At 63.6% G+C, this 18,763-nt stretch carries 14 protein-coding genes; 5 read left to right on the forward strand and 9 right to left on the reverse strand.

What is annotated here, in order from left to right; all coding sequences use genetic code 11:
* Positions 1–61: 61 nt before the first annotated feature.
* The 6 genes from ACLFLU_RS40950 to ACLFLU_RS40975 form a co-directional block, all read right to left on the reverse strand.
* Positions 62–805 (reverse strand): polysaccharide deacetylase family protein, encoded by a 744-nt coding sequence (locus ACLFLU_RS40950; RefSeq protein ID WP_426410289.1) that lies wholly within the window; start codon positions 803–805, stop codon positions 62–64.
* A gap of 105 nt (positions 806–910) precedes the next feature.
* Positions 911–1,912: a homoserine O-succinyltransferase MetA gene (metA, locus tag ACLFLU_RS40955; RefSeq protein WP_426410290.1), complete on the reverse strand. Its 1,002-nt coding sequence runs from the start codon at positions 1,910–1,912 to the stop codon at positions 911–913.
* Positions 1,913–1,924: 12 nt separating this feature from the next.
* On the reverse strand, positions 1,925–3,226 hold the full coding sequence (locus ACLFLU_RS40960) for an O-acetylhomoserine aminocarboxypropyltransferase/cysteine synthase family protein (protein ID WP_426410291.1): 1,302 nt from the start codon (positions 3,224–3,226) through the stop codon (positions 1,925–1,927).
* Positions 3,227–3,471: 245 nt separating this feature from the next.
* Complete coding sequence (locus ACLFLU_RS40965) at positions 3,472–5,040, reverse strand: amidase family protein (protein ID WP_426410292.1); 1,569 nt, start codon at positions 5,038–5,040, stop codon at positions 3,472–3,474.
* Positions 5,041–5,155: 115 nt separating this feature from the next.
* Positions 5,156–6,190: an aldo/keto reductase gene (locus ACLFLU_RS40970; RefSeq protein ID WP_426410293.1), complete on the reverse strand. Its 1,035-nt coding sequence runs from the start codon at positions 6,188–6,190 to the stop codon at positions 5,156–5,158.
* Between the two features lie 11 nt (positions 6,191–6,201).
* Positions 6,202–7,383 carry an MFS transporter gene (locus ACLFLU_RS40975; protein ID WP_426410294.1) on the reverse strand — a complete coding sequence of 394 codons (1,182 nt, stop codon included), beginning with the start codon at positions 7,381–7,383 and terminating at the stop codon, positions 6,202–6,204.
* 99 nt (positions 7,384–7,482) lie between these two features.
* Between ACLFLU_RS40975 and ACLFLU_RS40980 the strand changes: the two genes are divergently transcribed.
* Positions 7,483–8,442: a LysR family transcriptional regulator gene (locus ACLFLU_RS40980; protein WP_426410295.1), complete on the forward strand. Its 960-nt coding sequence runs from the start codon at positions 7,483–7,485 to the stop codon at positions 8,440–8,442.
* Between the two features lie 301 nt (positions 8,443–8,743).
* Here ACLFLU_RS40980 and ACLFLU_RS40985 read toward each other — a convergent pair whose 3' ends face one another.
* The gene (locus tag ACLFLU_RS40985; RefSeq protein ID WP_426410296.1) at positions 8,744–9,667 is read right to left on the reverse strand and encodes a helix-turn-helix domain-containing protein; all 924 of its coding nucleotides are present in this window, start codon (positions 9,665–9,667) and stop codon (positions 8,744–8,746) included.
* A 174-nt stretch (positions 9,668–9,841) separates the two neighbouring features.
* On the opposite strand from ACLFLU_RS40985, the gene ACLFLU_RS40990 reads away from it, so the two are divergent.
* Complete coding sequence (locus ACLFLU_RS40990) at positions 9,842–10,294, forward strand: hypothetical protein (RefSeq protein ID WP_426410297.1); 453 nt, start codon at positions 9,842–9,844, stop codon at positions 10,292–10,294.
* A 230-nt stretch (positions 10,295–10,524) separates the two neighbouring features.
* A complete protein-coding gene (locus ACLFLU_RS40995; RefSeq protein WP_426410298.1) occupies positions 10,525–13,248 on the forward strand; it encodes an ATP-binding protein in 2,724 nt (907 codons plus the stop codon).
* Here the strand turns inward: ACLFLU_RS40995 and ACLFLU_RS41000 are convergent.
* Positions 13,245–14,186 carry a ring-cleaving dioxygenase gene (locus ACLFLU_RS41000; protein WP_426410299.1) on the reverse strand — a complete coding sequence of 314 codons (942 nt, stop codon included), beginning with the start codon at positions 14,184–14,186 and terminating at the stop codon, positions 13,245–13,247. The genes ACLFLU_RS40995 and ACLFLU_RS41000 overlap by 4 nt on opposite strands.
* Positions 14,187–14,819: 633 nt before the next feature.
* Between ACLFLU_RS41000 and ACLFLU_RS41005 the strand changes: the two genes are divergently transcribed.
* Complete coding sequence (locus ACLFLU_RS41005) at positions 14,820–15,683, forward strand: SDR family NAD(P)-dependent oxidoreductase (protein WP_426410300.1); 864 nt, start codon at positions 14,820–14,822, stop codon at positions 15,681–15,683.
* A 155-nt stretch (positions 15,684–15,838) separates the two neighbouring features.
* Here the strand turns inward: ACLFLU_RS41005 and ACLFLU_RS41010 are convergent, their stop codons facing one another.
* Positions 15,839–17,422, reverse strand: coding sequence for a winged helix-turn-helix domain-containing tetratricopeptide repeat protein (locus ACLFLU_RS41010; RefSeq protein ID WP_426410301.1), 1,584 nt, complete (start codon positions 17,420–17,422; stop codon positions 15,839–15,841).
* Positions 17,423–17,662: 240 nt separating this feature from the next.
* On the opposite strand from ACLFLU_RS41010, the gene ACLFLU_RS41015 reads away from it, so the two are divergent.
* On the forward strand, positions 17,663–18,757 hold the full coding sequence (locus tag ACLFLU_RS41015; protein WP_426414179.1) for an acyl-CoA dehydrogenase family protein: 1,095 nt from the start codon (positions 17,663–17,665) through the stop codon (positions 18,755–18,757).
* The last annotated feature ends 6 nt before the right edge of the window (positions 18,758–18,763 follow it).

Below are 18,763 nucleotides of genomic sequence, written 5' to 3' on the forward strand. Positions count from 1 at the left end.
GCATGGCGGCGCTGACGTTGCAAGTCCATCTTCTCCGCGCAAACGGGGGACAGGGGAAAAGCTACGCGCCGATCCTGCGCAAGGCCTCGGCGACCGTCACGATCGGCATGCTGCGCTTTTCCGCGGCCTTCAGCGCGTGGCGCAGCAGGGCCGGCGTGCAGCCATAGGGGCTCGGCGCATCGACGACGTCGTGGCCGTAGAAGATCAGCCAGCCGCCGCTTGCGACCGCCTCGTCGAAATAACGGTCCACGCCCGCCGTATCGATCTCGCAATTGACCAGCGGCGAAGCACGCAGGAACTGGAGATCGATGACGTCGCTGTTGACGCCAGGAAGGATGCCTCGCGCGGAGCGGAAGTTTTGGGCGAGCTGCGGTTTGCGCCAGACCGAGGCGAGGCCATAGGGATAGGCGAAATTCTCGAGCCGGATCGAAGAGTCGATGCCGAGAAAATGGCTGCGGTTCCGCTCGATCTCGCGCGCCATCGCGCTCTCGTCGAGATCGATCGCGCGCAAATGCGAGAAGGTGTGGCAACCGATCTCGTGACCGCTGCGATGCAGCCGGACGATCGCATCGTTCGACAGCCCGCGCCAATGGTCTCCGGGTTGATCGATCAGGCTGCCGGCGAGATAGAACGTGCCGCGCCCGCCATGCTCTTCCAGCAGCGAGGCGCCCTCGCCCGCGGCGCTGTCGGGGGCGTCATCAAAGGTGAAGCTCACCATCAGCGCGTGCGCCGGCAAGCGGTGCGGCGCGGCGCGGAAATGCCGGGCCAGCCGATTGCTCAAGCGTCCGTTGAGGGTCGACAGCACGGGTGCATTCCCTGTGATTCTATATGTCTCGACTGAAACATTTGCGCGCGGCCTGAGGCAAGCTTAACGCCTGGGTAATCCTAACGCGGAACCGACAGCCCTGGGTTAACGCGCCAGCAACGGAGCTGCAGCGTCCGCGCCGAGATATTGCAGCCAATTGCGGAAAAGCGCGGCCGCGGCGCTGCCGGCCGCAATATCGGTGCGCAAAGTCAGCGCAGGCAATGCATTGGTGAGTGCCGGATGCCGCTGATGCCTCGCCCGCTTTTCGAAGCGTGCAAGTTTTTCCTCCGTCGCTGCGTCAAAATAACTCACGGGAAGTGCCGGATAGGCGTCCCGTTCGCGTGCGAGGAAGCGGCCGATGTCGCGCAGATATTCGCGCTGCAGCGACAGCGCGTCATACTCGGGATGACCCTGGAAGAACACGAAGCGGCTGTCATACTGCCGGACGAAGACGTCGACGCCAGCCTGGGCCGACCGGGTCAGCACCTGATAGCCGGCTTGCGTGAGATCTCCCTCGGTGACTTCGTTGAGGCGGGAATGCGAAACCTTGAGCGGGGCCGGCGCGTCGCGCGTCAGCGCGTCGCCCGTCACGGCCTCACAGTCGAAGATGCCATGACATTTGGATGGCAGGCGTTGGCGTTCGATGCGATCGAGGTGCAGCACCGCCGCATGTGCGGCGAGGCATGACCAGATCGTCGAGCGGGTATTGGTCCTGGCCCAGTCGATCAGCTCGGTGAGGTCGCGCCAGTACGGCTCCTGGTCGAGCTCGGGCGCGACCGGTTCGGCACCCGTCACGATCAGCCCGTCGAACCTCTCGCGCTTGAGATCGGAGAGATCGGAATATTCGCTCTCGACATGCCACTTCGCTTCCGGCGAGCGCTTCACCGACGGCAGCGAGAAGCAATGAAAGCGGATCCGGCGCGGCCCTGCGGCAGCCTGGAGCAGCTTCATGAACTGCCGCTCGGTCGCCTTCAGCGCCGTATCAGGCATGTTGTTGATCAGCCCGATGTTGAGCTCGGCGCCGGCATGATTGCGTGCGAAGTCGCCTTCGGCCGGCACCAGCGCCGGGCTTGCGATACCTTGATCCCTGTCGATCAAGACGCTCATCGGCCCGATTGCCTACTCCGCCGCCTGAAGACGCGCGGCCGGACAGGCCTTTTCCAGCGCCTGGTCGATGTCCTCGATGATATCGGCGGCATGCTCGATGCCGATCGAGAGGCGGATCGTTTCCGGCAGCACGCCGGCCGTGCGCTGCTGCTCCGGCGACATTTGCCGGTGCGTGGTCGAGGCCGGATGGCAGGCCAGCGACTTGGCATCGCCGATATTGACGAGGCGCGTGATCAGCTTCAGCGCATCATAGAAACTCTTGCCGGCTTCCATGCCGCCCTTGATGCCGAAGGTGAACAGCGAGGAGGCGTTGCCGTCGAGATACTTCTGGACCAGCGGATAATAGGGGCTGTCCGGGAAGCCGGTGTAGTTGACCCAGGCGACGCGCGGATCGTTGCGCAGGAATTCGGCGACCTTGCGGGCATTCTCGCAATGGCGCTCCATGCGTAGCGCCACCGTCTCGATGCCCTGGAGCAGCAGGAAGGCGTTGAACGGCGACAGCACCGAACCCATGGTGCGCTGATAGACGCTGCGCGCGCGCTCGATATAGGCGGTCTTGCCGAAGCGCTCGGCATAGACAAGCCCGTGATAAGATGCGTCCGGCTTGTTGTAGGCCGGAAAGCGATCGGCATGCCTCGCCCAGGGGAAATTTCCGGAATCGACGATGGCGCCGCCGAGCGTTGTGCCGTGGCCACCCAAAAACTTGGTCAGCGAATGCACGGCGATGTCGGCGCCGTAGTCGAACGGCTTGAGCAGGATGGGCGTGGCGACCGTGTTGTCGACGATCAGCGGCACGCCATGGGCATGCGCGATCCTGGCCAGCGCCTCGATGTCGCAGACATTGCCGGCGGGATTGCCGATGGTCTCGGCGAATACCGCCCGGGTGTTCTCGTCGATCAGCTTCTCGATCGCCTCGGGTTTGTCGCTCTCGGCGAAGCGGCCGGTGATGCCCTGTCGCGGCAGAATGTGCGAGAGCAGCGTGTGGGTGGTGCCGTAGAGCTGCGGCACGGACACGATGTTGCCGCCGTGGTCGGCGACGTTGACGAAGGCGAAATGCAGCGCGGCCTGGCCGGTCGCGACCGCAAGCGCCCCGACGCCGCCTTCGAGCTGGGCGATGCGCTTCTCAAGCACCGCGCTGGTCGGATTGGCGATGCGGCTGTAACGGAAACCTTCGGCCTCGAGATTGAAGAGGGCCGCGCCATGATCGGCGCTATCGAAAGCGTAGGCCGCGGTCTGGTAGATCGGCACGGCAACCGCGTGCGTGGTAGCTTCGGGCTCGTAGCCGGCGTGAATAGCAATCGTCTCGTTGCGCATCGTACCACCTCCGCGTGGGACGCGGGCCGCACTTATTGGCCTGTATGAGGCATGTGCGTTGTCCGCCGTCCCTCTGTTAGAGGCGGGTGGTAAAGCGGACAATAATTCGCTTAGAGATCGAGGAAGTAACCCTAATGGTTATTGGTGAATTGGCTAAAATTTGAGTCAATGCCTCGCATTTGACGAACTGATCTCACTGGCTCATCGGGGCCCCGCGCGTGTTGCGCGAAGCCCCGACAGCAAGATCAGGCCATCGTCTCCCAGAGCCGGTGGGTCAGAACGCCGGCGCGCTTCTCGATCGCGGCGGCAGCGTCCAGCGCCAGATCCTCGCGATAGCGGCCCGCGATGAGCTGCACGCCGATCGGTTTGCCGTCGTGCACGGCCACCGGCACCACGGCGCCGGGCAGCCCCAGCACGTTGATCGCGGAAATGAAGCGGATCTCGCCCCAGAAGATTTCCTGCACGCGTTCCGCGCTGACGGTGTCGTCGCGCGGCCCCGGTGTGGGCTTCACCGTGGTCGGTGCCAGCACCACCGGATACTCCTCGAAGAACAGCTGCCATGCACGGATATGGCCGTTGCGGGCGGCCGTCGCCTGCATCCACGCCTTGAGATCGAGTGTGCTCGCCTTGGCCTTCATGCCGCCCCACGCCTTGTGAAAGTTTTCCGACGTGACCTTCAGCATGCCGGCCTCCTGCATCACCACCGTCTCGTTGGTGATGATGTCGCACCAGGTCTGCCAGACGCCGTTGATGTCAGGCACCTCGACCTCGCTGACGCGATAGCCGGAGCGCTCCAGGTGATCGGCGGCCTGGCGAAGCGCCGCGCTGACCGCCGGATCGACCGCCATGTCTTCCGGGATCTTGGCCAGCGCGACCTTGATCGGCCCCTTCGGCTTCGGCCCGGTCAGCGGCGCCGGCACCCACCACGGATCGCGCGGATCGCGCTGGCTCATCACCTCCAGCGCAAGACGGACGTCGCCGACGTGGCGTGCGAGCGGCCCCTGCGCCGACATCAGATGCGCCAGCATCGGCCGCTCCGCCGTTGCGCTTGCGTTGAAGGCGGGAATGCGGCCCTGCGTCGGCTTGATGGTGGCAACGCCGTTGCAATGCGCCGGCCAGCGCAAGGAGCCGCCGATGTCGTTGCCATGCGCGATGGTGCCGATGCCGGCGGCGACCGCCGAACCCGCGCCCCCCGAGGAGCCGCCGCAGGTGATGTTCGGGTCCCAGGGATTGAGCGTCAATCCGTGCAGCGGATTGTCGGTGAAGCCGCGAAACGAGAATTCCGGCGTGTTGGTGAGGCCGATGACGATCGCGCCGGCCTTCTTCAAGTTACGCACCACAGGCGAATCCGACGGCGCGACGAGGTTCTCGTTGGCGGGAACGCCGTTGAAATTGGGTCGGCCTTCGTAGTCGACGTTCTCCTTGATGGTCACGGGCACGCCGTGCAGCAGGCCGAGCTCGCCGCCCTTGGCGCGCTGCTTGTCGGCCGCATGCGCGGCCTTCAGCGCGTCCTCACCGAGATCAACGACGACGGCATTCAGCCGCGGATTGACCGCATGCATCCGCTCCAGATGCGCCTCGACGGTTTCCACCGCGGAGATTGCGCCGGAGCGGATCGCAGCCGCGGTCTCCACGGCCGACCATTGCCAGGCTGCCCCCTTGGGGCGCCGCGCGGCAGCTTTCTTGACGGCTTTCTTGGCGGCTTTCCTGGCCGGCTTCGCGGCAGCCTCCTTGCGGACGGTGGCTTTCTTGCTCGAGGTCTTCGTTACCTTCTTCGAAACGCTTTTCTTCTTGGTCGCCGTCTTCTTCGCCACGTCGCATCTCCTGAAATTGCGGCGCGGAGGTTACGGACGGCATTGAGGCCTGTACAGCGGCGTTTCTGCATGGCGCATTGGCGCGATACACGATGCGGCGGATTGTCGTCAGCCCCTAGACCGGCGGCGGGTTCAGCCGCGCAAATCCGTCCTGGATGCGGTAGGGATAATAGGGATAGGGCGGCATCACCGCGCTGACCTCGTCGAGGCGCTTGAGCTGATCCGCGCTCAACGACCAGCCGACCGCACCGAGATTGTCGCGCAACTGCGCCTCGTCGCGCGCGCCGATGATCACGGACGATACCGTTGGGCGCGACAGCAGCCAGGCGATCGCGACCTGCGGCACGGTATGGCCAACCTCGATCGCGATCGCGTCGAGCACATCGACAATCGCATAGAGCCGCTGCTCGTCCACGGGCGGACCGAACTGCGCGGTCGCATGCAAGCGGCTATTTTGCGGCAAGGGCTGATCGCGCCGGATCTTGCCGCTGAGCCGGCCCCAGCCGAGGGGGCTCCAGACCAGCGCGCCGATACCCTGATCGCGTGCGAGCGGCATCAGCTCCCACTCATAGTCGCGGCCGAGCAGCGAGTAATAGACCTGATGGGCGACATAGCGCGGCCAGCCGTGGCGATCGGCGACGGCGAGCGATTTCATCACCTGCCAGCCGGAAAAATTGGAGACGCCGACATAGCGCAGCTTGCCGGCGCGCACGAGCGTATCGAGCGTGGACAGCACCTCCTCGATCGGCGTGAAGGCGTCGAAGGCGTGGAGCTGGAGCAGGTCGATATAGTCCGTGCCGAGCCGCCGCAGCGCCGATTCCACCGAGGCCAGCAGGCGATGCCGCGACGAGCCGGCGTCCAGCGGGCCATCGCCCATTGGCAGGCTCATCTTGGTCGAGATCAGCACCTTGTCGCGCCGGCCCTTGATCGCGGCACCGAGAATCTCCTCGGAGGCGCCGTTCGAATAGACGTCGGCGCTATCGAACAGATTGACGCCGGCCTCGAGGCAGATGTCGACCAGCCTGCGTGCCTCATCAGTGCCGCTGCGGCCCCAGGCGGAGAACAACGGGCCCTGGCCGCCGAAGGTGCCGGTGCCAAAGCTGAGAACAGGCACCTTGAGTCCGGAAGAGCCGAGATGACGGTATTCCATGTGCGCCTCCCCTATTCCGCCGGGCACGCCGCGACAGTAGTCTGCCTTCGGTCGAGCTGAAGGCTCCACAGCGCCAGCACGAGTCCGATCGCGGTGATGCCGGTCGCGACCAGTGGCAGCGCGGAGAGGCCGAGCCCGCGATCGATGGTGACGCCGCCGGCCCAGGCACCGAGCGCGTTGCCGAGATTGAACGCGGCGATGTTGAGGCTGGAGGCGAGCGTCCGGCCGCTGGGACCGGCGGCCTCCAGCACGCGAAGCTGGAGCGGCGCGACGGTCGCAAACGCCGCGATGCCGAGCAGCAGGATCAGCGCAATGGTGGGGATCTTGAACGACAGCACGGCGGCGAGGCCAAGCAACACGATGGCGAGCGCGGCCAGCGTCCCGATCAGCGCACGCGCGAGACCACGATCGGCGAGCTTGCCGCCGGCGACATTGCCGATCGCAAGCCCGGCTCCGAACACCAGCAGGATCGGCGAAACGGCAGCCTCTGAAAAGCCGGTGAAACGCGTCAGGATCGGCTGGACATAGGTGAAGACGACGAACAGGCCGGCAAAGCCGAACACGGTCATGGCAAGGCCGAGCAGCACCTGTCCCCGCCCGAGCACTGCAATCTCCTCGGCCAGCGAGATCGGCTTGTCGCCGTTACCGACATGACCTGGCACCAGCGCCGCCACCACCGCAAAGGCGATCACGCCGATCACCGTTACCGCCCAGAACGCCGCGCGCCAGCCGAGCATCAGGCCGAACCAGGCACCGAAGGGCACCCCTAACAGGGTCGCGACCGTAAGGCCAATGAACATCGTGGCAATGGCGGAGGCGCGCTTGTCCTCGGCGACCAGGCTGGTCGCCACCACCGAACCAACACCGAAGAAGGTACCGTGGGCCAGCGAGGTCAGCACCCGCGCGGCCATCAACAATTCGTAGTTCGGCGCGAGCGCACAGGCTGCATTGCCGAGCGTAAAGATCGCCATCAGCGCCAGCAGCACGGTCTTTCGCGGCAGCCGACGCGTCGCGAGCGTCAGCACCGGCGCGCCGACGAACACGCCGAGCGCATAGCCGGAGATGAGCAGGCCCGCGACCGGCACGGAGACATGCATGTCGGCTGCGACCTGGAGCAGCAGGCCCATGATGATGAATTCGGTAGTGCCGATACCGAAGGCACCGGCGGTGAGCGCGAGGACGGCGGGAGGCATGCGTAGCTCCGATGGATGAAGACGAGCCACGCACATAGCCGCGCCGCAGCAAAACCATTAGAATGTCCGCAATCCAATCATTTGTGACATGAATTCAACATGGCCCGTTTCGATACCAACCGCTCTGCCGAGATGGAGGTCTTCGTCCGCGTCGTCGACCTCGGCGGCTTCACCCAGGCCGCGCGAAAACTGCGCGTGACGCCGTCTGGCGTCAGCAAGCTGATCTCGCGGCTGGAGGCGCGGCTCGGCTCGCGGCTGATCAACCGCACCACGCGCAAGCTGACGCTGACTGAGGAGGGCCAGGCCTTCTATCAGCGCGCCGTGCGCATCCTCGGCGAGATGGAGGAAGCCGAACGCGAGGCCGCCTCCGGCGCCACGCCGCGCGGGCGCCTCACGGTCAACAGCAACATCCCCTTCGGCATGCTGCATGTGATGCCGCTGATCCCGCGCTTCCTCGAACAGCATCCCGACGTCACGCTCGACCTGGTGCTGACCGACACGCTGATCGACCTGATGCAGGAGCGCGCCGATGTCGCCATCCGCGCCGGCCCCCTGCGCGCCTCACGCCTCGTCGCGCGAAAGCTCGGCACCAGCCGCATGGTCGTGGTCGGCGCGCCGGATTATCTGGCGCGCGCGGGCACGCCAAAGACGCCGGCGGATCTCGCCGACCACCGTGGGATCGGCTGGACCTTTCCGCGCTCGATCCGCGGCTGGCCGTTCAAGCGCGGCGATCGCACCGAGGAAGCCGTGCCGCCGCCGGCCGCCCGCGCCAGCGACGGAGAAGCCGCACGCCGCCTCGCGCTCGGCGGCGTCGGGCTCGCCCGCCTCGCCCTGTTCCACATCGGCCCCGACATCGAAGCCGGACATCTTGTTCCGGTTCTTCAAAACTACAATCCCGGCGACCGCGAAGACATCCACGCCGTCTATGTCGGCCATACCGCGCCGCTGCCTGCGCGCGTCCGCGCGTTCATCGATTTTCTGGCCGAGCATGTGCGGGTGAGTGACCCGGCGCTGAAGCGGGCGGGAGACGGGAAATGGCGGGTGACTGGAGGAAACTAACCCCCACAGAATCTTACTGGCGAGGCGAAGGCTCGATCAGATCATCTGCCGACAGCAGGCCATAGATCCTGTCGGCGACGAGCCTGTGCCCCTCAGGCGTCCAGTGCCCCCGATTCCGGCACCCGGATAGACCGCAGCATGCGCCAGCTTCGCGGTTCTATCGGCGTTGGCCGCCGGGCTTGAGGTGGCGACGCCTGCGGAGGTAGAGCCATCGTCGAAGCCCATGGCGGCGGATACGGAATCGGATTGTCCTACGCGCGTGACATGATCCATGCGACCCAAGCGCTTCGGCGAAAATCCGTCAGCCCTCAGAACGAGCCCGACGCCAGGCGCCCGGGCTTGTTCCCATGCTGCGCGAGAAGACCCGGGTGAAGTAGCTCTGGTCACCGAACCCGCAAATCAGCGCGATATCCGCCAACGGCAGCTTGGTGGTGGTCATCAGGCGCTTGGCCTCATCGATCCGGAGCCGGGAGAGGTATTCGTGGGGAGCGATACCCGTGCTGCGCCGGAACGAGCGGGCAAAATGGCTCGGCGTCAGCCTGCATTCGGCCGCGACATCGGCGATCGTCAAACCGCTGCCGAGGCGGGCATGCATGATCTCCTTGGCGCGCCGCTCCTGCCATGGCGCCAGTCCCCCCTCCTGAATGCCCTCGCGCGAGCAGAGATCCCCGTAGGTCTGCGCAAAATGGGCGAGCAGGCTCAGTCCGAGTTGATCGACGAAGAGTTGATTGTTCGCGCTCTCCTCTTCGAGGGCGCTCAAGAGAACGTTCGAAAGCGTGGACAGATAGGGATCGCGCCGGTCACGGGTCCACTTCAGCGTGGAGATCGGCTTCGCGCTGTTCTCGTAGGCGAAGTCGTCCAGAGCGCGGCGCGGGATGTAGTACTGAAGCGCATCAAACGGGCCTCTGAACTCGCACTGGGGATTGTCGCGCAGGTCTATGACGCTCACCGTTCCCGCACCGAACGATCCGGAATACCTCTGGCGGCCGGCGAGCCAGCATGAGTGCCGGTCCAGATCGCCCAGTTGATGGAGGATGCTGAATGCCGGCTCCGACGGAATTGCCGCGGTCCGCTCACGAACAAAGCGGGTGCATGTCAATCTCGTGATGGCAAGCGCGAGCTTGCCCTGACGATTGATTTTGCGGACGCAATCGCCTTCCATTCCGAGGTGCGTGGCGAGACGACGACCATAGAAGCCATCGGATGTGGTATCAGTGTCGTCCATCGGGGCCCCGTCGAGATTCTGCACACCCGGCCGATGGTTATTCCTCACCCTATCGCCTGGCCAGTAAATCGTTCCAAAAAGCGTGCCTGCACACACGGATGCGGCGTTGTCTCAACTGTCTGGAATTTGCAAGTTTTTAGTTGGATGCGCCCTTCTGCCGCGACAAAGTTGCGCATGTCGAAAGGCGAGGACGTGATGAACGGCAATCTGGCTCAGCTCGGTGAGGATTTGCAGCTCCATTTGTCTCGCCTGCAGACAAGCCTTGGCAACATCAATGGATTGTTCACCAAGCGCGCTTTTGCCCACGATGCGGAATTCGCGAGCCAGACGCTGGAACTCCAGGCGGCCATCAAGGAATCCTCTGAACGCGCCGCTGTGCTCCGCGAGGCGTTACGCTCCGGCCTCGAACGCGACGCCACACTCGCGCCCGAAACCCTGTCCAGATGGATCAGCAGGCGGCAAACCGCGCAGCTTCATGCCCGCGCCGATCTGATCGAGCAAATGGCCACGGTCGCGGTGGAACTGGCGGCGCTGTCCACGGTCGAGGCCGAACGCCTCACCGCGACCGCGATCATGGCCCGCCGGCAGGCGGTTACCCTTCAGATCGAGCGTGAAGGCCAGCTGTGACGTCCGCGCTCGCGCGGTTTCTTACGGGGATGGACACCCTCCGGGCTGTGGCGTAGTGAGGTCCCTTGAGAAGGCCCATGGCTGACTGAAGGATGCCCGATCGCAACGACAGACCAGAGCGTACGTTTCTATTCGGACCGTTTCGCCTTTCCACCTCCAAACGAATCCTGCTCGAAGGCGACCGCGTCATTCGCCTCGGCGGCAAGGCGATCGAGATCCTGATCGCTCTCGTGGAGCGCGCAGGCGAGCTGGTGAGTAAGCGCGAACTCGTCGAGATTGCCTGGCCTGATACTTTCGTCGTTGAAGCCAACCTGACCGTCCAGGTGGCGGCGCTTCGCCGCGCGCTCGGCGAGGACGATAGCGCCAATCAGTACATCGTCAACAGTCCGGGACGCGGGTATCGCTTCGTTGCGCCAATCAAGGTGCTCGAAGACGAGCGCTCAGCCATTGATGAGCCGGCGACGCAAGCGGCTCACAACCTGCCTGCGCAACTGAACCGGCTGGTTGGACGCGCCGAAGCGCTTCAGTCGATGAAGCAGAAACTGACCGACGGCCGCCTGGTGAGTATCGTCGGACCACCGGGCGTCGGAAAGACGTCGGTCGCGCTTCGGCTGGCGGAAGCGATGCTGCCGCAGTTTCAGCACGGCGTGTGGCTGATTGACCTCGTCTCGATCACGGATGCCTCGCTGATTTCGAGCGTGATTGCGTCTGCCCTTCCTATCGACGTCCGTTCGAGCGACGTATTGTCCGGCATCGCGGCTGCGTTGCGTTACAAAAGCCTTCTTCTGGTATTCGACAATTGCGAGCATCTGATCGACGCGGCGTCGGCCGCCATCGGCGAACTGCTACGCAGCGCCGGGAGCATCAAGGTGCTGACCACGAGCAGGGAGCCGCTACGCGTCGGCGGCGAACAGGTCTTCCGGCTTCCTCCCCTCGAGGTGCCACCAATCGATCCATCGCTCGGACCGAAAGACATCCAAGGCTATCCGGCAGTCCAATTGTTCGTGGAGCGGGCGGCCGCTATCGTCAACGATTTCGAACTTACCGATGCCAATGCCGGCTTTGCCGCGCAAATTTGCCGCGAGCTGGACGGCAACCCGCTCGCGATCGAGGTCGCCGCCGCGCGCGTCGACGCCTTCGGTGTCAACGGACTGGCGGCCCGGATCGAGGACCGCGTGCACCTGCTCGCGGACGCTCGCCGCGGCACGCCGGCGCGGCACCGTACGATCGCGGCGGCACTCGACTGGAGCTATCAGCTGCTGTGCGAGCGCGAGCGATACGTTCTCCGCGGCCTCGGGATTTTCGCCGGCAGCTTCACGCTCGAGGCCGCCGTCTCCGTCGTTCCAGCCGCTGAGGGAGCCGACACCGCATCGATCCTCGCTGATCTGGTCTGCAAGTCGCTGGTCTCGGTCGACATAGGCTCCGAGCGCGCCCGATTTCGGCTGCTGCAAATCACCAAGGCGTTCGCTCTTGCCAAGCTGGTCGAGCAATCTGAACGGAACGAACTCGCCTCGCGGCTCGCAGCCTGCGTCGCCGAAATGCTCTCCATGTACGCTGATGGGCCGAAGCGGGTGCAAACCCTGAGGGATGCGGTCCAGGAACTCGATAATGTGCGCGGAATCCTGGACTGGGCGTTCTCGACGGAGGAGCACGCGCAAGCGGGCGTTGCGCTCGCGGCCGCCGCCGTGCCCGTCTGGCTGGAGAACTCGCTCCTGACGGAATGTATCGCATGGACGACCAGGGCGATCGACGCTCTCGATCCGGCCATCGAAAGCGAACGCAACGAGATGGTCCTGAAGGCAGCTCACGGCCTCGCTGTGATGTTCACCCAGGGCATGACGGCCCAGTCGCGCGACGCGCTGAACCGGGCAATAGAGCTTGCGGCCCGCTTGGGCGACCGGCAATGGGAGCTGAGGGCCAGGCTGGGCCTCATCGTGTTCCTGCACCGGCGCGGCGACTTCAAGGGCGCCCTGGAGGGCACCGAGAGGATCGAGAGGCTCGTGGCTGACGCCGACGAGCCGGCGGCCCTGGCGATGACGAAGAGCGCGAAGAGTGCGTCGCTCTTCTTTCGCGCCGAGTATGCGACAGCCCTGGAGCTCGCGCGCGAAGCCCACGAGTACTTCCGAACTCACAGTGACGTCTCGCAGATCGGCCGATGGGGACTGAATCACTCGGTCTATGCGCAATGCGTAATGGCGCGGTCCTACTGGAATCTGGGACGCTTCGATCGCACTGTTCGAGCCTGCCTGTCGGCGCATTCCGAGGCGGAGGAGACCGGCAATCCGACCTCGATCTGCCAGGCACTCAGCTGGTGCGGGGTTTCGCTGTTCCTGAGCCTGGAGGACCTCGACAGGGCTGCTGGCGCGATACAGCGGTTCAGGCAGGTAGCTCAGGACAACGATATCCAAAGCTACGTGTTTTCGTCGATCGGTTTCGAAGGCAGACTGCTTTTCCTGCGCGGCCAGATCGAACCCGCCGAAAGATTGTTGCGAGACGCTCTCTCGAAACTAAGCGGCGCCCAATACGAGAATGTGTCGATCCCGTTCCTCGGCCGCCTGGCCGAGGTGCTGGCCGCGGACGATCGACCGGAAGAGGCGCTGCTGGCCTCCGCGGAATGCCTGGAGCGAACCAAGGCTACGGAGGCACTCTGGTTGCTGCCGGATTCGCTGAGAATCCACGGCGATGTCCTGGCTGCATTGCAGGGGCCCAACTCGGAGCCGGCCGAAACCCATTTGCGCGAAGCGCTTGATGTTTCCGAACGGCAAGGCACCCTTGGATGGGAGCTTCGATCGGCCGAAAGTCTTGCAAGCTTCCTCCGTCAACGGCGACGAACCAGCGAGGCTGCAGCAGTGCTCGAACGGACGCTGGGAAAATTCACCGAGGGTTTCGACGCCGTGCCTTTCCGGCGGGCCAGGGCCATGCTCGACGAGTTGCACAACCGCGAGCCCGGCTAGCTCAGCGGAGGCAAGATGTTTTGCAGCTCCAGACGGCGCTCCTCAAGAAAGCCAGGCAATCTAAGACCTTCCCCGAGCTGATCGCGCGGCTCGTCGACCGCGAAACCGGGCCCATCGGTTGCGATCTCGAAAAGCACGCCGCATGGTGCCCGGAATCCGACCGCAGTCAGATAGGTTCTCTCAATCGGCTGAGTCACGGCGATGTCGTGCCGTCTTTGAAGCTTCCGGATCATTTCGGATAGATCTTCAGTATTGGCCGCACGGAAAGCGACATGCCTGATCGTGCCGCCGCCAAGGCGACCTCGCGACGATGCGCCCACCATCCGCAGCGTTAGCGTGCCTCCAGGACCGTCATGTGCGACGAAGCGGATCGAATCATCGATCTGCGAAACGCGCTGGAAACCCAGCACGTCCTGGAGGATATCGATCGTGGCGTCCTCTGCGCGAACGTTCAGGGTGACCTCGTTCAAACCCATGACCGCTCGAACGGCATTGCTGCGCCCGGCTTCGCGACGATCGTGCACAGCTTCGACCAGAGCAAGCGTCGTTCCGTCCGGATCGGCGAAGCAGAGCAGTGGCTCTCCAAATGGCGAATGATCGAACCGGCACACGACATTCGCGGCCTTGAGCCGCTCGGACCACCATTCGAGCGATCCGGCCGGCACGCGAAGGGCTGTCTGCACCACCTCTCCGACCCCAACCAATCCCTTTGCGACGCATCGCCATGCCAGGGTGCTCAGCACCGTTCCCGGGCTCCCGGCGTCGTCGCCATAGTAGAGGTGGTAACTGCCGGGGTCGTCGTAGCAGACCGTTTTCTTGACCCGTTTCAGACCGAGAGCGCCGGCATAAAAATTCGCGGCGCGCTGCACATCATCAATGATCGTCGTGACGTGATGAAGTCCACGGGATGGCGAGCGAGATCTATCTGATATCGTCACGATGCACGCTCACCGCTGCCTAGCTGGAGTATGATTGAACTAAACATCTTCCATTGCCAATGTGTACGCCTCGATATTTGCGATCCAGATCGCAAGTGCCGCGGTGCTCGAATTCAATATTGGGGCCCATAGCTGCCGAAATGTCTTGGATTTTCTCCCGATCGCATCGAAGGGTAAACCGGCAGGGAAGCTACAATCCAGACGCAATCGTGCACCCCGCGTCAGAACGTCCAAACGATGAGGAGGATATGCAAGCCGGACGGCTCCAGAAGATGCTTCCCTGAGGGCCCAGACGCGCAACACCAATCGTCAGGACAACGATCGATCACCCGAGAGCGCGGCCAATGGCGCGAAGAGTTGAATCAGGGCATCTATCCTCGCAGGGGTGAGAAGCATGGCAGGTCTCTTTTGTCCCGCGACCCTTGGCGACCTCTGTCTCCCGAACAGGATCGTCATGGCGCCGATGACGCGCTCGCGTTCGGTCGTCTCTTTCTCGCCAATCCGGATCTCCCTGCGCGGATTCATGCTGGGGGTCCCTATAGTTCGCCAAGACCGATCGGAGTCTATGGTGGTTCGAGTAATGGATATCTCGACTATCCGAGCCTTCAGACCGTTGCGAAGGAGTAAGGCGCGTTGGCCCGGCCTAAGATCCTGATCACCGGCGGCACGGATGGCATCGGCCAGCTTGCCGCTTTGGAATTAGCCCGCAGTGGGGCGCATCTCATCCTGACGGCACGCAGCGAGGCCAAGGCCGACAGGACGCGCGCAATGATCGAGGCCGCGGCTCCAGGCACGCCTGTCGACGTGCATCTTGTTGATTTCTCCGACCTGGCGGCCGTTGCCGCGACCGGAAAGGCCATTGCGGAACGGCATCCTCACATCGATGTCCTGATCAACAATGCGGGTCTGCACGCCTTCCAACAGCGCATCACAAAGGACGGCTATGCGGAAATGATCGCGGTCAACTATATGGCCCCGTGGTTGCTGACCAATGCCCTGCGGGAAACGCTGGTGCATTCCGCCCCATCCCGGATCGTCACCGTCGGCTCAGAAGCCTCGCGCCAGAGCGGGGACCTTGAGATCGAAAAGGACCTGTTCGACACCGCGCCCTTTACCGCGCGCGGATCGTCAAGGATCTACGGCCGCACCAAGCTGCTCGACATCATGTTCTCCCTCGAACTGGCCCAGCAACTCGAAGACACCGGGGTTGCCGTGAACTGCCTATGTCCGGGCTTCAACGTCACTGGGCTCGGCCGCGAACTGAGCTTTGCCCGCCCGCTTGCCACGGCGCTGAACTGGCTCGGCATCGGCAACCCAGCGCATGGCGCCCGGATCATCGTGCACCTTGCCACCGATCCGGGCTTCGGTGAGCAGACCGGTGCCTATGTCTCCGTGAAGAACGCCCGCCCGCTTACGCCCATAGCCCCGGCAGACAGCGAGCAAACACGGCGGCAATTGTGGGACACGACAGCCGCAGCGCTTGCCTGCTTCAGATGAGTTCGTGCCCAATCGAGGGGGCGAAAGCAGTCGTCGATCGGATCCATGAGAAAAAGGGGCCGCATCGTCGCCCAGCACTGGCACATAGGAGCGCAAGTGCGCGTGGCCCGCTGTCCGACAAGCAACCGCTGTCGCCGTTGCCAACAACGTTGTCGCTATACAAGGCTGGACAGTCCGTCACTTAGGCCGGCTTTGCGCAATCCGTCGAGGAAATGATCCCGGTCGATGGGGTCTCTATACCTGTTGGCACGCATCCGAGCCAGGTCGAGCGTGTTGATGGGCAGAGCGTCACCATTCTCACTCAATTCCAGAGATCTCGCTCGAACGAATGCGCCCGCTTCGAAACTTGCTTCTCTCGGTCGAGAGGTTTGGGCGTAGCACGCTGCAAGGAGCGCGCGCGACCATCGGTCACTCGATCGTGCTTCCGTGAGCACTTTGATCGCCTGTTCGTATTCGTGAGCGGAATAGAGAGCCAACGCGTGGTACCAATGATATATGTTGGGTGGAAATGGGTTTAGCCGTTTGGCCGACTTCATCCATGTCAGCGCGTCCTGCCAACGCCCCCAGTAAACCAGAATATTGGCAAAAGCGGCGACGACATCGGCGTCGTTCGGGTTGAGCGCCAGCGCGCGCTTGAAATGAATCTCAGCTTCGTGATCGCGGTTTTGCAGGAAAAGAAACTGTGCGAAGACGCTGTGGGACCAGGCGTCGTTCTCATCAAGATCGAGGGCGATCTCGATCTCGCGACGAGCATCATCCAGTGGAGGAGCGGCGGGTGAATCCAGAAACGCGGCGCAGACGACCGTCCAAGCTATATTGGCGTGAGCGCGTGCATAAGCTGGATCGAGCCCCACGGCCTTCCTGAAGTAGCCTCGCGCCTCCTCCATGCTCCTGACGGTCAATTGACGCCATTTCTCGTTCCCCAATAGGACGAGATCGTAGGCCGTGATGTTCGAGGTCTGCTTGCCTCTCGCGATCTCGCGGCCCGCGTCCTCAAGCCGGCCGGGCAGCGCCGAAACGATCTTGCCCACGATTTCGTCCTGGATCGCGAATATGTCTTCGATCTCGCGGTCGTAGCGCTCCGTCCAAAGGGTGAAGCCGCTCGCGGCATCCAGAAGCTTGACGGTCACCCGCACCCGCCTGCCAATCCTGCGCGCGCTCCCTTCCGCTACGTATCGTACGCCGAGTTGGTGGCCGACCTCTCTGATGTCGGACGACCTGGTCCGGTAAACGAAGCTCGAATGGCGCGCTACGACGAAGAGCGACCGGAAACGCGATAATTCCGTAATGATGTCTTCTGTGATCCCATCGGAAAAGTAGTCCTGCGCGGGATCGCCGCTCAAATTGAGGAATGGCAGCACGGCGATCGATGGTCTGTCGGAACGACCGGATGGGAGCCATGGTTGCCGGTTGCCATCGGACAAGGTGGCGGCCGGCGGGCCGACATAGCGGTAACCGCGACGCGGCAGCGTCTCGATCCAGTTGCTGCCACCTTCGACGGCTGCAAACGCCCGGCGCAAAGCCGCCATCTGCACGGTCAGATTGCTTTCCTCGATCGCCAGCCCCGGCCAGGCCGTCTCCATCAAAGCGTCCTTGGCAACCGGCTTACCCGCCATTTCCAGAAGCAGCCGAAGTAGCGCAACCGCTCGCCCGCCGAGAGCAACGGGCTCGGTTCCTCGAAACAGCAAGTCGGCGTCTGCTTCGAGACGAAATGGACCGAACTCGTAGATCGTCGCCATCGCCTAGAGACATCCCTTTTTGGCGAAATTTGCAACTTTTTCCGATCGGATTCAGGACCAAGAGGGTCAAGGCGGCGCAGTTTGCGTGGCAGGTGTCCGGCCTATGAAGGATGGATCACCACGGCAAATAGACGCGCCGACGGCGAGTGCAACGGGATCCGCCTCATGAATCCTCTTGTCAATCCACGGCCTATCGACGGGCCGAACCGATCGCACAGAATTCTCGAGGCGGTTCAGGCCATGGCTCCACTGGTCGCGGAGCGGCGAGGAGAATTCGATGCCGACCGTCGCCTCCCGGACGCTGTGTTCGCAGCAATGGCCGACGCCGGCCTTTTCCGCTTGTGGCTGCCTCAATCGCTTGGCGGTCCGGAACTCTCCCCACTCCAATTCTTCGACGTAGTCGAGGCCGCTTCGAAGCTCGACGGTTCGGTTGGCTGGCTCGTTGGCAATGGTGGAGGGATGAGCCGGATTGGCGGCTACATCCCCGAGCCCGTTGCGAGGGAATGGTTTGCAGATCGACACACATTCGTGGCCAGCTCGACCGGTGCGATCGGCACCGCAAGCGCCGTCGAAGGAGGGTACCGCGTCGCAGGGCGCTGGCCGTTTGGCAGCGGCGCCCATCATGCAAGCCACTTCATGGTGCTGGCCAGCAATCCTGAAGTCGCTGAGTCGCCGGTTATGTGCTGCTATCTGGACCGCAAAGACGTGACGGTTCTCGATAATTGGCACGTTTCCGGACTGCGCGGCACCGGCAGCTGTGACCTCGAGGCCCGCGACATCTTTGTCCCGGCCGTGCACGCTCACCTTTTCCTCGGATCGCAGCCGACCCAAGAGGGGCCCCTCTACCGCATGCCACCAGTGTCGGTGTTCTCATGGAGCATCTGCGGCGTTCCGCTTGGCATTGCCGCAGGTGCGATGCAGTCATTCGTTGATGTTGCCTGCCGAAAGGGGCGCTTGGGCGTTTCCGGCCTGCTGCGCGACCGCGAGATCACCCATGCCATCGTCGGACGAACGAAAGCGATGCTTCGTGCCGCTCGCGCCGGTCTGTGCGAAGCCATGAGGGACTTGATGGATGCGATGCAGAGCGGCGACGAATTGACGAATGCGCGCGCGAGCCTCCGAACCGCCACCGCGCATGCGGCAGAGGTTTCGGTGCAGGTTACCGACATGCTGGCGACGACGGCAGGCGCTGTTGCCATCTTCGAGACCTGCCCGCTGGAGCGGGCCGTCCGCGACGTGCACGCTGCCGTCAAACATATCGCGATGAGTCCCAACTGCTATGCCGTTGCCGGCCGATTGGCGCTTGGGCTCGATCCCGGCACGGCGAGATTTTAGATCCGC

Source organism: Bradyrhizobium ganzhouense (assembly GCF_049949285.1).
Lineage (GTDB): Bacteria > Pseudomonadota > Alphaproteobacteria > Rhizobiales > Xanthobacteraceae > Bradyrhizobium > Bradyrhizobium ganzhouense.

Bases quoted from the DNA above. Each gene is read 5' to 3' on its own strand.
- metA (WP_426410290.1), bottom strand. From the start codon at position 1,912: ATGAGCGTCTTGATCGACAGGGATCAAGGTATCGCAAGCCCGGCGCTG.
- ACLFLU_RS40960 (WP_426410291.1), bottom strand. From the start codon at position 3,226: ATGCGCAACGAGACGATTGCTATTCACGCCGGCTACGAGCCCGAAGCT.
- ACLFLU_RS40970 (WP_426410293.1), bottom strand. From the start codon at position 6,190: ATGGAATACCGTCATCTCGGCTCTTCCGGACTCAAGGTGCCTGTTCTC.
- ACLFLU_RS40975 (WP_426410294.1), bottom strand. From the start codon at position 7,383: ATGCCTCCCGCCGTCCTCGCGCTCACCGCCGGTGCCTTCGGTATCGGC.
- ACLFLU_RS40980 (WP_426410295.1), top strand. From the start codon at position 7,483: ATGGCCCGTTTCGATACCAACCGCTCTGCCGAGATGGAGGTCTTCGTC.
- ACLFLU_RS40985 (WP_426410296.1), bottom strand. From the start codon at position 9,667: ATGGACGACACTGATACCACATCCGATGGCTTCTATGGTCGTCGTCTC.
- ACLFLU_RS40990 (WP_426410297.1), top strand. From the start codon at position 9,842: ATGTCGAAAGGCGAGGACGTGATGAACGGCAATCTGGCTCAGCTCGGT.
- ACLFLU_RS41010 (WP_426410301.1), bottom strand. From the start codon at position 17,422: ATGGCGACGATCTACGAGTTCGGTCCATTTCGTCTCGAAGCAGACGCC.
- ACLFLU_RS41015 (WP_426414179.1), top strand. From the start codon at position 17,663: ATGGCTCCACTGGTCGCGGAGCGGCGAGGAGAATTCGATGCCGACCGT.